The 11,924-nt window shown below is 68.7% G+C and carries 12 protein-coding genes and 2 tRNA genes; 4 read left to right on the top strand and 10 right to left on the bottom strand.

Annotated elements, in window-relative coordinates; translation table 11 throughout:
* Nucleotides 1–21 precede the first annotated feature (21 nt).
* On the top strand, nucleotides 22–1,050 hold the full coding sequence (locus N1032_RS19295; RefSeq protein WP_259541172.1) for a LacI family DNA-binding transcriptional regulator: 1,029 nt from the start codon (nucleotides 22–24) through the stop codon (nucleotides 1,048–1,050).
* A gap of 59 nt (nucleotides 1,051–1,109) precedes the next feature.
* Here N1032_RS19295 and N1032_RS19290 read toward each other — a convergent pair whose 3' ends face one another.
* From N1032_RS19290 to N1032_RS19275, 4 genes are all read right to left on the bottom strand, one after another.
* Complete coding sequence (locus N1032_RS19290; RefSeq protein WP_259541171.1) at nucleotides 1,110–2,294, bottom strand: Fic family protein; 1,185 nt, start codon at nucleotides 2,292–2,294, stop codon at nucleotides 1,110–1,112.
* 171 nt (nucleotides 2,295–2,465) lie between these two features.
* Nucleotides 2,466–2,554, bottom strand: a tRNA-Ser gene (locus N1032_RS19285).
* Nucleotides 2,555–2,625: 71 nt separating this feature from the next.
* Complete coding sequence (locus tag N1032_RS28325; RefSeq protein ID WP_310795972.1) at nucleotides 2,626–3,933, bottom strand: LCP family protein; 1,308 nt, start codon at nucleotides 3,931–3,933, stop codon at nucleotides 2,626–2,628.
* Nucleotides 3,934–3,937: 4 nt separating this feature from the next.
* Nucleotides 3,938–5,200 carry an LCP family protein gene (locus N1032_RS19275; protein WP_259541162.1) on the bottom strand — a complete coding sequence of 421 codons (1,263 nt, stop codon included), beginning with the start codon at nucleotides 5,198–5,200 and terminating at the stop codon, nucleotides 3,938–3,940.
* 142 nt (nucleotides 5,201–5,342) lie between these two features.
* Here N1032_RS19275 and N1032_RS19270 point away from each other — a divergent pair, with 142 nt between their 5' ends.
* Together N1032_RS19270 and N1032_RS19265 are read left to right on the top strand one after the other, a co-directional pair.
* A complete protein-coding gene (locus N1032_RS19270) occupies nucleotides 5,343–5,756 on the top strand; it encodes an ArsR/SmtB family transcription factor (protein WP_259541160.1) in 414 nt (137 codons plus the stop codon).
* Nucleotides 5,753–6,223, top strand: a complete 471-nt coding sequence (locus tag N1032_RS19265) for an SRPBCC family protein (RefSeq protein ID WP_259541151.1) — start codon at nucleotides 5,753–5,755, stop codon at nucleotides 6,221–6,223. The genes N1032_RS19270 and N1032_RS19265 overlap by 4 nt, the downstream gene beginning before the upstream one ends.
* A 4-nt stretch (nucleotides 6,224–6,227) precedes the next feature.
* Here N1032_RS19265 and N1032_RS19260 read toward each other — a convergent pair whose 3' ends face one another.
* Complete coding sequence (locus N1032_RS19260) at nucleotides 6,228–7,208, bottom strand: aldo/keto reductase (RefSeq protein WP_259541149.1); 981 nt, start codon at nucleotides 7,206–7,208, stop codon at nucleotides 6,228–6,230.
* On the bottom strand, nucleotides 7,205–7,636 hold the full coding sequence (locus tag N1032_RS19255; protein ID WP_259541147.1) for a MerR family transcriptional regulator: 432 nt from the start codon (nucleotides 7,634–7,636) through the stop codon (nucleotides 7,205–7,207). Before N1032_RS19255 ends, N1032_RS19260 begins: the two co-directional genes overlap by 4 nt.
* A gap of 92 nt (nucleotides 7,637–7,728) precedes the next feature.
* On the opposite strand from N1032_RS19255, the gene N1032_RS19250 reads away from it, so the two are divergent.
* Complete coding sequence (locus tag N1032_RS19250; RefSeq protein ID WP_259541145.1) at nucleotides 7,729–8,121, top strand: PPOX class F420-dependent oxidoreductase; 393 nt, start codon at nucleotides 7,729–7,731, stop codon at nucleotides 8,119–8,121.
* A gap of 142 nt (nucleotides 8,122–8,263) precedes the next feature.
* On the opposite strand, the gene N1032_RS19245 is transcribed toward N1032_RS19250, so the two are convergent.
* The 4 genes from N1032_RS19245 to serS all read right to left on the bottom strand — a co-directional run bounded on the left by N1032_RS19245 (nucleotide 8,264) and on the right by serS (nucleotide 11,909).
* Nucleotides 8,264–9,475 carry a ScyD/ScyE family protein gene (locus N1032_RS19245; protein WP_259541143.1) on the bottom strand — a complete coding sequence of 404 codons (1,212 nt, stop codon included), beginning with the start codon at nucleotides 9,473–9,475 and terminating at the stop codon, nucleotides 8,264–8,266.
* A 239-nt stretch (nucleotides 9,476–9,714) separates the two neighbouring features.
* Nucleotides 9,715–9,799 (bottom strand) — tRNA-Ser (locus N1032_RS19240).
* A 32-nt stretch (nucleotides 9,800–9,831) separates the two neighbouring features.
* On the bottom strand, nucleotides 9,832–10,650 hold the full coding sequence (locus tag N1032_RS19235; protein WP_259541141.1) for an HAD family hydrolase: 819 nt from the start codon (nucleotides 10,648–10,650) through the stop codon (nucleotides 9,832–9,834).
* The gene (serS, locus tag N1032_RS19230) at nucleotides 10,647–11,909 is read right to left on the bottom strand and encodes a serine--tRNA ligase (RefSeq protein ID WP_259541139.1); all 1,263 of its coding nucleotides are present in this window, start codon (nucleotides 11,907–11,909) and stop codon (nucleotides 10,647–10,649) included. Before serS ends, N1032_RS19235 begins: the two co-directional genes overlap by 4 nt.
* Nucleotides 11,910–11,924 lie beyond the last annotated feature (15 nt).

The raw sequence follows: 11,924 nt of genomic DNA, 5'->3' as shown, positions 1-11,924 counted from the left end.
GGTCTGTGCCACACTGAATGCATGACCGCAGAACCCGCTCCCCCCTCGCGACGGGCGACGAGTATCGACGTCGCTCGGCACGCGGGGGTCTCGCGCTCGACGGTGAGCCAGATCCTCAACGGCGACGACGCCCGGTTCCCGCCGGCTACCCGCGATCGGGTGCTTGAGTCCGCTGCGGCGCTCGACTACCGGCCGTCACGGGCCGGGCGCGCGCTGGTGACCGGGCGCAGCGACCTCATCGTGGTGGTGGTGCCGAACGCCACCTTCGGCCCGCACCTGCAGAACACGGTCGATGCCATCGCCGCGGCCTCGGCCACCGCCGGGCTGAGCGTCGTGGTGCGCTTCGCCGGCGCCGACAGCGAGAGCACTCTCGCCTCGGTTCTCGACCTGCGGCCGACTGCGGTGGTGAACTTCGGGGTGTTCTCACTCGAGCAGCAGCGGCAGTTCACCTCGACGGGCGCCGTGGTCGTTCCCGAATACGACGAGACCGCCGTCGACGGCACCGACCCGGTCAGCGCGCACATCGGCGGGGTGCAGGTCGACGCGGTGCTGCAGTCGGGCCCGCGCCGCCTGGTCTATGCGGCGATCTCCGACGCGCGTCTTGACCCCTTCGGCCCCCCGCGTTTCAACGGCATCGCGCACGCCGCCGCGCAGCGGGGCCTCCCCGAACCCGAGCACGTGCGCATCCCGCTCGAGCTGTCGGGCGCGACCCGCGTGCTCGCGGGCCTGCTCGAGCAGCAGCCCGGCGCCCCCGTCGGCCTCTGCTGCTACAACGACGACGTGGCCATCGCCGCGTGTGCCGCGGCACGCGCTCTCGGCGTCGACATCCCGGGGCAGCTGTCGCTGGTCGGCGCCGACCACACCGACGTGGGGCAGCTCGTGTCACCACGACTCACCACGGTCGACATCGATGAGCCCGCCATCATGCTCTCGCGCCTGCGCGCCCTTCCGGCGCTCTTGCGCCGACCAGGCATCGATCCGGTCGAGCAGGCATCCGCCGGCGAGGACTTCGACGCGCTCGTGCGGCTGGTCTCGGGCGAGACGACCTGAGTGTTCCGGAACGAGGACGTGGCCTAGGCGTTCGTCGCCGCCGCCCGATCCGAAGAAGGTCAGCGGACTATGGCGGCAAGCACCAAGGGCGCACGAAACGCTCTGACGCTTTGAGAATGGATCTCCTCGAGAATCCCGAGGTCGACCAACTTGCCGGCCGCGGTACTCGCTGCCTGATAGGTTGCGCCGGTCAGGTCCGCCAAGTTTCTGATGTTCACGAACGGTAGTCCGATCAAGTGATCGGCGATGTCACGCACAATCCCTCGCGCCTTCGCGTCTCGCAACACCTCGTGGAAGTGCTCCTGAACCGCGAGCAGCGCCTCAAGTCGCTTGGCGGTGTCGACGGCAGACGCTTCGAGGCCTTCCGCGAAGAACATCACCCACCTATTCCAGTCACCCGTCATGCTGACCTCCGCCAACGCGTTCTGGTATTGATCGCGACGGGCCTCAAACCAGGGCGAGACGCTCAGAAGCGGTTCGGAGAGCACCCTATCTTGAAGAAGCTGCAGCACTATCAGGAGGCGGCCGAGCCGGCCGTTACCGTCATTGAATGGATGGATCGTCTCGAACTGGTAGTGAGTCATTGCAGCGGCAACAAGGGGATCACGATCACTTCCACCGCTCTCGCTGAGACGCACCCAGTCGATGAGGTCGCCGAATGCCGCACGAAGCGTTGCGCCTGGAGGCATGGGGATGAAGCGTGCTTGGTCCACGCCTCCTCCCTGAGTTCCGATCGCCACTTGGATGGATCGAGTTCGGCCGGCGTCGTCGGTATCAGCCGCGGTGCCCGCAACGAGATCGGCGTGCAACTGTTCGACGAGTCCGACCGTGATCGGGCGTCCGTGGGCCAGCGACTCGAAGGCGATCTCCGCCGCTTGCACATAGTTGAGAACTTCGCGCAGCGCCGATGACCGGTTCGGCTGGTCGATGACGTTCGCGGCGAGCACTTCCTCGAGAGGGGCGAAGGTGCCTTCGAGCGCCGACGTGCTCTGCGCTTCGCGCCTGAGCGTGGGCTGGCGAAGAATGCTCGGATTCTTGACGATCATCGACCCTTGCTGCAGGCGGCCGAGGGCGTGATTCGCGCGTGAGACCGCCCGCCACGTCGCGTTCGTCAACTGCGGTTCTTCACTCAGAGGGTGGGGAACGAATGCGAAATGATGAAAGGACTTCCCTGAAGCACGATCCGTACCGCTGATGGGCGTGAGATTTCCAACCGGACTCGCTTTGAATCGACTCACGTCCATGGCGCTTCTCCCAACTTGAAACAACATCAGTGTAATTCAAGTTATTCGCATTTTACTTGAACGCAGACGTTCATCATTCAAGTAAGCGAGTGCTAGGGATACGCGCGACTGCGGAGCTTTAGACAAGGCCCTTGAGCGCGAACCTCGGAAGCATCTGGCAGGGATTCAGTGCGGAGACGGTGGGATTTGAACCCACGGTACCCTTGCGGGTACTCCACCTTAGCAGGGTGGTGCACTAGGCCGAACTATGCGACGTCTCCTTGGCTTGCGCCTCAGCCATCATAACCGACGCGGCGAATCACGGATGACGCGGCCGGTTGCACGAGGTCTGCTAGTCGTTGCCGACCGAGCAGGTGTAGTCGGCCGCGGTCTGGCCCTTCACGTTCGAGGGCAGCACGGTGGAGCCGTCGGCGTTGATCGATCCGGGCTCGGGGGCGGTGGGCTCGACCGGCGCTTCGGGGTCGACGGGCGCATCCGGATCGACCGGGGCCGATGGATCGACCGGCACCTCCGTGACCGGGGCGGCCGGCTCGGCCGGGGCCACAGGAGCATTGGGGTCGAGCACCGACGCGATGCCACCGGGGGTCTCGACGGCGACCGGCTGGTCGGCGAGCACGGCCGCGAAGAGCACCGCCGCGGCATCCGTGTCGGGCGCCACCTTGCCCTCGGGCACCCAGTCGGCGCTGTACGAGGGGTAGGCGACGAAGGTCACCTTCGAGAGGTCCATGTCTTTCAGCGACAGCGCGATCGACACCATCGTGTCGGCCGAGGCGAGCCGGTCGGAGAGGATCATGTTGCTCGCCGCCGCCTTCGCCAGCCCGTAGAGCTTGCCGAAGTCGGTCAGGGTCGAGTCGCTTTTGATGGTGCGCACGAGCGACGACAAGAAGACCTGCTGCGACGAGATGCGCCCGAGGTCGCTGCCGTCGCCGACGCCGTGGCGGGTGCGCAGGAAGCCGAGGGCGTCGGCTCCGCTGAGGGTGGCTGTTCCGGGCTCGAGGTAGACGCCGGTGAAGGGGTCGTCGATGAGCTCGCTCACGCACACCGGCACGCCGCCGACGGCATTCGACATCTCGATGACGCCGTTGAACTGGATCTCGGCGGCGAACGGGATGCTGAGCCCCGAGAGGCTCTCGACGGTCAGCACCGTGCACGCGAGGCCGCCCTGCGAGAGCGACTCGTTGATGGGCGCGGTGTAGCCGCCGCCCCCGGGGCATTCCGGGATGTCGACGACGAGGTCGCGCGGAAAACTCACGATCGTGGCGTTGGTGTGGTCTTGCGAGATGTGCAGCAGCATCGTGACGTCGTTGAGCTCGCCGCCCTCGTCTTCGCCGTAGGCGTCGCCCTGGCCGGTGCGGCTGTCACTGCCGACGAGCAGCAGGTTCACGCCGCCGTCGATGGCCGAGATCTCGGGGGGCGCGGCCGCGGCCTGATCACCGGGTGCCGCGGCCGCCGCCTCGTCGGAGACGAGCGACACGGTCTTGATCGATCGGGCGACGTCCCACGTCGCGTAGGCGGCCAGCGAGACTCCGCTGATGGCGACGACGGCGACGGCCGTCAGCAGAACGGCGGCGACGGCACGCACGGGGTGCGGCGTCTTCTGCCTGCCGTGTCGGGCGATGGGCGCCCTGGCGTGCGACATTCGGCTAATCGTCGTTCCCCTTCGAGCAGGTGTACTCCGCTGCGGTCTGACCTGTGATCGATTGTGGCAGGGCCGTGACACTCTTCGCGACATCCGGAGCCGGTGTGGTCGTCGCGTCGGGCGCCGACCGATCCGCCGGAGCCGTGGTCGAAGGCGCAGCAGCTGCCGAAGAGGCGGGCCCCGCCGCAGCCGCCGCCGGGTCGACCACCGCGCCCACGCCGGTGTTGCCCGGGTCGGCGGTCACGACCGGCTGGTCGGCCGCGATGGCCGCGAACAGCACGTCGGCGTCGTCGTAGAGGGGCTCGACCTTGCCGGCGTAGACACCGTCGCCGCCCGTCGTGCCGGGGTAGGCGACGAACGAGACGCGGTCGAGGTCGATGTCTTTGAGGGCGAGGGCGATGGAGACGAGGGTGTCGGGCGAGGCGAGGCTCTGCGAGAGCACCATGTTGCCCGACGCGGCCCGCGCGATGCCGTAGAGCTTGCCGAAGTCGGAGAGCGTGGCGCTCGACTTCATGGTGCGCACGAGCGACGACAGGAACACCTGCTGCGACGAGATGCGGCCCAGGTCGCTGCCGTCGCCGACGCCGTGCCGCGTGCGCAGGAAGCCGAGGGTGTCGGCGCCCTGCAGCAGGTGCGTGCCCGAGTCGAGCACGACGCCGGTGTAGGGGTCGTCGATGGGGTCGACCACGCACACCGGCACCCCGCCCACGGCGTTCGACATCTCGATGACGCCGTTGAACTGGATCTCGGCGGCGAACGGGATGCTGAGCCCCGTGAGTGCCTCGACCGTGAGCACGGTGCACGGCAGCCCGCCGTAGCTGAGCGTGACGTTGAGCGGCTGGGCGCTCATGGCGTCGAAGCTGCCGCCGGCGGGGTCGGGGCAGGAGGGGATCGGCACCACCATGTCGCGCGGGAACGACACCACGGTCGCACTCGAGTGATCCTGCGCGATGTGCAGCAGCATCGTCACGTCGTTGAGGTTGCCCTCGGTGTCTCCGTAGGCATCGCCCTGACCCTCACGGCTGTCGCTGCCGACGAGCAGCAGGTTGACCCCGCCGTCGATGGCGGAGATCTGGGCCGGCGGGCCGGCCATGTCGCCCGCGAGTGCCACGGTCTGCACCTCGCTCGACACGCTCCACGCGGCGAAGGCGGCGAACGCCGCACCGGATACGCCGACGACCGCGGCCGCCACCACGAGAAAGCGGCCCACCAGAGCGATCGGATTCGGGGTCTTCTGCCGGCCATGTCGGGCGATGGGATGAGTCATGGAAGAACGGTTCTCGAAACGAAGAGCAAGCGGACCTTCCATGATCGCGCATGAAACTGAGAGTCCCATTGGCAGGTTCTTGACAGACGTGGCATCCGGATCTATATTCAACTGACACGTTGATCAACAGATAGGTTGAATAATGCATGACACGGAATCCCGCGCCGACGAGGCGCTCGACCGGGCGTTCATGGCCTTGGCCGATCCGGTGCGACGGGGCATAATAGCCCGTCTCAGCCGCGGCGAAGCCACCGTGAACGAACTGGCCGAACCGTTCTCGATCAGCGTGCAGGCCGTGTCGAAGCACATTCAGGTGCTCGAGGCGGCGGGCCTGGTCACACGCACCCGCGACGCCCAGCGTCGCCCTGTGCACCTGGCGCCCGAGGCGCTCGAGCGGCTCACCAGCTGGATCGACGGCTACCGACTCGCGCACGAGCAGCGCTTCCGCCGCCTCGACGCGATCGTGCAGGGCCCCGCGGCAGCCAGAACACGCACGGCGTCATCAGAAAACGAGACAACGAACACGAACAACGCGAAGAAGGAGAAGAAATCATGACGAACCCCGTCACCATCACCGCCCCCGCCGGCGTGCCGTTCATCGAGATCGTGCGCGAGTTCGATGCGCCGCTCGAGGCCGTCTACAACGCCTACGCCGATCCGGAGCTCGTGAGGCAATGGGTCGGCCCGAACGGCTACGAGACGGCCATCGACGCCTACGACCTCACCAGCGGCGGCCGCTGGCGCTACGTGCAGACGAACCCTGAGGGCGATTCCTTCGCCTTCAACGGCGTCTTCCACCGCGTGCGGCCCAACGAGCTGATCATCCAGACCTTCGAATGGGAGGGCCTGCCCGACCAGGTGTCGATCGAGACCCTGCGGTTCGACGACCTGGGCGACGGGCGCACTCGGCTCACCGGCTGGAGCGTGTTTCCGAGCGTCGAAGGGCGCGACGGCATGGTCGAGAACGGCATGGAGGTCGGCGTGACCGAGGGCTACGAGCGCCTCGACGCACTGCTGGCCTGACCGATCAGCGGTCTCTGCCCACGACCGTCGGTGCCACGTCTCGGCCGCCCGTGATCTCGTCGTCGGGCAGTGCTTCGGCGAGGCGCCGGCGGTCATCCGGGGTCAACTCCACCCCGACCGCTCCGATGTTCTCGTCAAGCCGGCTGCGACGCCGGGTGCCCGGAATCGGCACCACCCCTTCGGCGATCAGCCAGGCCAACGCGATCTGCGCCGCGGTCACGCCCTTCTCGGCGGCGATCGCGTTCACGCGGTCGACGAGCGCGAGGTTGCTCGCGATGGCCTCGGACTGGAATCGCGGCAGACCGCGCCGGGCGTCATCCGGTGTCAGGTCGTCGAGAGACCGGATGCCGCCCGTGAGGAATCCGCGCCCGAGCGGTGAGAACGCCACCAGGCCGATGCCGAGCTCGTCCATCGCCTGCTTCTCGCCGTTGTGCAGCACGTCGCGCGAGAAGAGCGAGAACTCCGACTGCACGGCGGCGAGCGGATGCACCGCGTGCGCCCGCCGGATGGTGTCGGCCGAGGCTTCCGAGAGCCCGATGTGCCGCACCTTTCCGGCGGTGACGAGGTCGGCGAGGGCGCCGACGCTCTCTTCGATCGGCACCTTCGGGTCGACCCGGTGCAGATAGTAGAGGTCGATCACGTCGGTGCCGAGGTGCCGCAGCGACCGGTCGGCGGCACGCGTGATGTATTCGGGCGTGCCGTTGCGGCCGTGCACCGTGCCGTCGTCGTCGGTCTCGGCTGAGGCCTTCGTGGCGAGCACCACCTCGTCGCGGCGGTCGCCGAGGGCGCGAGCGATCAGCTTCTCGTTCTCGAACGGACCGTAGGCCTCGGCGGTGTCGATGAAGGTGACTCCGCTGTCGATCGCGTGCCGCAGCGTCGCGATCGACTCCTGCTCGTCGCTCGGGCCGTAGAACGCGCTCATGCCCATCGCGCCGAGGCCGATGGAGGAGACCTGCAGGCCGTCTCCGAGGGGGGTGGTCTTCATCGTGGGGTTCCTTCCGGGTCGGAATGAGTGGCCGCGCGGCGATAGGCCGCGATCTTGGCGTCGATGGCCGCGAGGTGCCGTCGGGTGCGCTCCAGCTGTTCGACCACGCGCATCCGGTGCTGCTCGAACAGGTGGAGGCGCTCGCCCTCGGTGCCGGGCCGCCGGCTCACGTCGGCGATCACGCGGATGTCGGCGATCGCCATGCCCGTCTCGCGCAGCATCACGAGGCCGGCGATCCAGGCGAGGTCGCGCTCGTGATACCGGCGGCGACCGCCCTCGTCGCGCGGGGTGGGGTCGAGCATGAGCCCCTCGCGTTCGTAGTAGCGCAGGGCTTCGATGCCGACCCCGGTCAGCCGTGCGGCCTCGCCGATCGACACCCCCTCGGGGGGAACGTCGGCACCGATCTCGGGCAGAGCCACATCTGTCATGCCCTCATCCTGCTACCTGGAGTGCACTACAGGTCAAGCCGCTCTCGCGACGCCCAGGGCGAACGGATGCCGCGTGACCTAAGCTCGCACCGATGCCCGCCTTCACCCGCCTCACGCCCGACGGTCTGCAGTTCGTGACCGACTACCACCTCGCCACGCTGACGACCCTGCTCGCCGACGGCTCCCCGCACGTGGTGCCGGTGGGGTTCACCTTCGACGGCGAGCGCGTGCGCATCATCACGAACGGCCCCAGCCAGAAGGTCGCCGACGTGCGCCGCGACCCCCGGGTGAGCGTGTGCCAGTTCGAGGGCGCCCGCTGGCTCACCCTGAGCGGGCGGGCCCGCGTGCTCGACGACGCCCCTGCGGTGCAGGATGCCGTCGACCGCTACGCCGCCCGCTACCGTCAGCCGCGCGAGAACCCGCTCCGCGTCGTGATCGAGTTCGAGGTCACGCGCGCGATGGCGTCGGCGGGCCTGCTGGCCTGAGCCGGACGCCAGCCGCGTCAGGTGCGACAGCTGCGCCGGCTTGCCGATGTCGTAGGCGGTCTCTGTCGGCATGGAGCGGCCCCCGGGCGAGATCGCCCGCGGGGCCGCTCACCGCATCAGCGGTCGGGAATGGTAAGCGGGTTCAGGGGGCGGCCTCCTCCTCGTGTTCGCCGTCATCGCCCCAGCAGGAGCCGTCGGATTGGTTGGTGAGCTGGAAGACGGTCACCGTGCCGATCGGCTGCGGGTTGCCCTCGGCGTCGGGCACGAAGGCATCCGTCGTGGCGTAGACGTGGCCGTCGCGCAGTTCGATCGCCGCCGGCGACGAGACCGCGAAGGTGGCGAACACCTCGCCCGACCACGACGAGAGCGCCGAGATCTGGCCGGTGCCCTCCGGGCCGCCGAAGAGCTCGGCGACCAGAACGACGCCGGTGGCGCGGTCGACGGCGAGACCCGTGGCTCCGCCGAAGCCCGTGGCCACGAGTTCGACGTCTCCGCTCCAGGGGTCGACCTTGTAGACGCTGCCACGCAGGCCGAGGCTCGGGTCTTCGGGGCCACCCGGCAGCGACGACACGTAGAGCCAGCCGTCGGGGCCGCGCTCGACGTCGGTCGGCACGGGCTCGAACGAGTAGCCATGGCCCACCGTGCACTCGGGGAAGCCGAACATCGCCGCCGTCTCGGGCGTCACGACCACCGGTTCGCCGGGCGGCAGCACGGCCGCGGTCGAGATCTCTCCGTCGTAGCCGACGCGCAGGATGTCGTTGCCGCCGGCATCCGCCACGTAGACCGCGTCGCGCAGGGCGAGCGAGCCGTAGGGATGCGAGTCGACGATGCCCGTGTAGGTCGGCGGGCCGGCCGGACCGGCCGGATCGATGAGCGCCGCGCAGGCCGGGTCGAGGTCGCTGAACCCGTAGGTGTTCACCTGGTCGGGGTTGACGGTGGCCTCGTAGGCTCCGAGATCGGCGAGCAACTGGGGCTCGCCGCCCTGCTGCAGGGCCATGAGCTGAGCGACTCCCGCGGCCTGGTCGTTCTGGGCGTAGAACACGGTCGAGTGCCTCGACGACACCGCCCCGATCTCCTGGCCGGGCACGGTGGCTGAGGCGAGCGGCGCGATCGTGCCGTCGGCACCCACTCCGGTGAGCTGGCCGATGAAGTTCTGCGACACGGCCACGTTGCCGTCGCGGTCGACGTCGAGGCTGAGCGGCGACACGAGGTCGGTGGCCAGCGTCTGCACGGGGTCGAGACTGAGATCGGGCGCCTCGGGGGCGGAGTGGTGCCACGCCGAAGCCGGGCTGGCGATGGCGACCGTCGCGAAGGCGGCCGCGAGTGCGGCTCCCACGATGGTGCGTTTGTTCATGGTGCGCTCCTTACTGCCGGGTCGATCGACAGGGCGGCACGAAGAGCGTGAGCGCGGCGGCGGCAGAGCGGCAGGCAGGGGTGAACTCGTCGATGCACCGTTGCGATCTCGTCTTGTTCTCGCCCCATGCCGGCGGTGGTCGCCGACGCGACGACCCTATAACGGGGGGTTAACCGGCGTCGAGGCGTGCCGGCGTTCTTGCGGAAAACCGCAAACCGCAGCCTTTGGCATTGACACGGCGGAGGGCGCGAGATTCGAACTCGCGAGACATTTCTGCCCACCAGTTTTCAAGACTGGCTCCATCGGCCGCTCGGACAGCCCTCCCAGGAGCGAACTCCTGAGGGGCAAGATTAGCATCAGAGCGTGGCGAGAACCGCGGCCACCCCGTCGTTGTGAACGGATGCCGTCACCTCGGTGGCCGCCTCGATCACGTCGTGCGGCGCCTGCGACATCGCCACCGCGCGGCCCGACTCGCCCGCCCAGCGGAACATGTCGATGTCGTTCCGCCCGTCGCCGATGGCCATCACCCGCGAGCGCGAGATGCCGAGCCGCTCGCGCACGCGCTCGAGCCCGGTGGCCTTGTTCACGCCGTCGGGAGCGATGTCGAGCCACGCCGTCCAGCCGATGGAGTAGCTCACGCGGTGCAGGCCCATGCGCTCGACGACCTTCAAGAAGTCCTCCATGTCGTGATCGGGCGAGATGACGACTACGCGGGTGGCGTCGACGCCGAGCAGCTCGTCGAAGCCGACCTGACGACTGCCGTCGGCCAGCACCGTCTGCGGGAACGCCTCGGTGTGCAGGAAGTGCCCCTCCTCGTCTTCGACCGCGAACAGCGCCTCCGTCAGGTGCGACCGGATCTTCGTGAGCACCGGGCCCGGGTCGAAGGTCTCGACGTGCTCGCGCCGATAGCCGAGCGGGGCGTCGACGTCGCGTTCGAGCGTGATGGCGCCGTTGGCGCACACCACGAACTGCGGGGCGATGCCGAGCAGATCGAGCACCGGCAGCGTGGTCGCCACCGACCGCCCGGTGGCGAGCATCACCTCGTTGCCGTCGGCCACCACCCGCCGCACCTCGGCACCGACCATGTCGCTCAGCGACCCGTCTTCGTGCAGCACGGTGCCGTCGATGTCGAGCGCCACGAGCCAGCGGTCACCGGATGCCGCCACTGCGCTCACGGCGCCTCGATCAGCTCGAGCCCACCGAGGTAGGGCCGCAGCACCTCGGGCACCACGACCGACCCGTCGGCCTGCTGGTGGGTCTCGAGCAGCGCGACGATCCAGCGCGTGGTGGCCAGCGTGCCGTTGAGCGTGGCCACCGGCGCCGTCTTGCCCGACTCGGTGCGGTAGCGGGTGTCGAGCCGCCGGGCCTGGTAGGTCGTGCAGTTCGAGGTGGACGTGAGTTCGCGGTAGGTCTCCTGCGACGGGATCCACGCCTCGGTGTCGAACTTGCGGGCGGCACTCGACCCGAGGTCGCCCGCCGCCACGTCGATCACGCGGTAGGCGAGGCCGAGGTCGGTGAGCATGCGCTCCTGGTAGCCGAGCAGGGCGTCGTGCTCGCGCTCGGCGTTCTCGGGCAGCACGTAGCTGAACATCTCGAGCTTGTTGAACTGGTGAACGCGCAGGATGCCCCGGGTGTCTTTTCCGTGCGAGCCCGCCTCGCGCCGGTAGCAGGTCGACCAGCCGGCGTAGCGCATCCCCTGGTCGCCCGGCTCGAGGATCTCGCCCATGTGGAACCCGGCGAGCGCCACCTCGCTCGTGCCGGTGAGGAAGAGCTCGTCGGCCGGCAGGTAGTAGACCTCGTCGGCGTGCTCGCCCAAGAAGCCCGTGCCGTCCATCGTCTCGGGCCGCACCAGGGTCGGGGTGATGAGGGGGGTGAACCCGGCCTCGAGCGCCCGGTCGAGCGCGAGGTTCATCAGCGCGATCTCGAGCCGGGCGCCGATGCCGGTGAGGAAGTAGAACCGGGCACCGGAGACCTTGGCGCCACGGGCCAGGTCGAAGAGCTTGAGCGACTCGCCCAGCTCGACGTGGTCGCGTGCGGCGAAGTCGAACACGGGCTTCGTGCCGACCTCGCGCAGCGTGACGAAGTTCTCTTCGCCGCCCTCGGGCACCCCGTCGATGACGATGTTCTGAATCTGGCGCGCCAGTTCGGTGAACTCGCCCTCTTTCTCGGTGGCCCGCTGGCTGGCGGCCTTCACCCGCGCGGCGAGCTCCTGCGCCTGGGCGACGAGTGCCTTCTTCTCGTCTTTGGGCGCGGCGGCGACGAGCTTGCCGAACGCGTTCTGCTCGGCGCGTAGGTTCTCGAACTCGAGGATGGCCGCGCGGCGCTCGGTGTCGGCGGCCAGCGCAAGGTCGACGAGTTCGACCGACGAGCCGCGTGCCCGCTGCGAATTCCGGACGATATCGGGGGTTTCACGCAAGAGCACTGGATCGATCACGTGGTCAATCCTACT

Origin of the sequence: Herbiconiux daphne, from assembly GCF_024979295.1 — a bacterium.
Lineage (GTDB): Bacteria > Actinomycetota > Actinomycetes > Actinomycetales > Microbacteriaceae > Herbiconiux > Herbiconiux daphnes.
Note: the sequence above shows the minus strand (reverse complement) of the source record. Positions and strands in the feature narration are given on the sequence as shown.

Bases quoted from the DNA above. Each gene is read 5' to 3' on its own strand.
- N1032_RS19295 (WP_259541172.1), top strand. From the start codon at position 22: ATGACCGCAGAACCCGCTCCCCCCTCGCGACGGGCGACGAGTATCGAC.
- N1032_RS19290 (WP_259541171.1), bottom strand. From the start codon at position 2,294: ATGGACGTGAGTCGATTCAAAGCGAGTCCGGTTGGAAATCTCACGCCC.
- N1032_RS28325 (WP_310795972.1), bottom strand. From the start codon at position 3,933: ATGTCGCACGCCAGGGCGCCCATCGCCCGACACGGCAGGCAGAAGACG.
- N1032_RS19275 (WP_259541162.1), bottom strand. From the start codon at position 5,200: ATGACTCATCCCATCGCCCGACATGGCCGGCAGAAGACCCCGAATCCG.
- N1032_RS19270 (WP_259541160.1), top strand. From the start codon at position 5,343: ATGCATGACACGGAATCCCGCGCCGACGAGGCGCTCGACCGGGCGTTC.
- N1032_RS19265 (WP_259541151.1), top strand. From the start codon at position 5,753: ATGACGAACCCCGTCACCATCACCGCCCCCGCCGGCGTGCCGTTCATC.
- N1032_RS19260 (WP_259541149.1), bottom strand. From the start codon at position 7,208: ATGAAGACCACCCCCCTCGGAGACGGCCTGCAGGTCTCCTCCATCGGC.
- N1032_RS19255 (WP_259541147.1), bottom strand. From the start codon at position 7,636: ATGACAGATGTGGCTCTGCCCGAGATCGGTGCCGACGTTCCCCCCGAG.
- N1032_RS19250 (WP_259541145.1), top strand. From the start codon at position 7,729: ATGCCCGCCTTCACCCGCCTCACGCCCGACGGTCTGCAGTTCGTGACC.
- N1032_RS19245 (WP_259541143.1), bottom strand. From the start codon at position 9,475: ATGAACAAACGCACCATCGTGGGAGCCGCACTCGCGGCCGCCTTCGCG.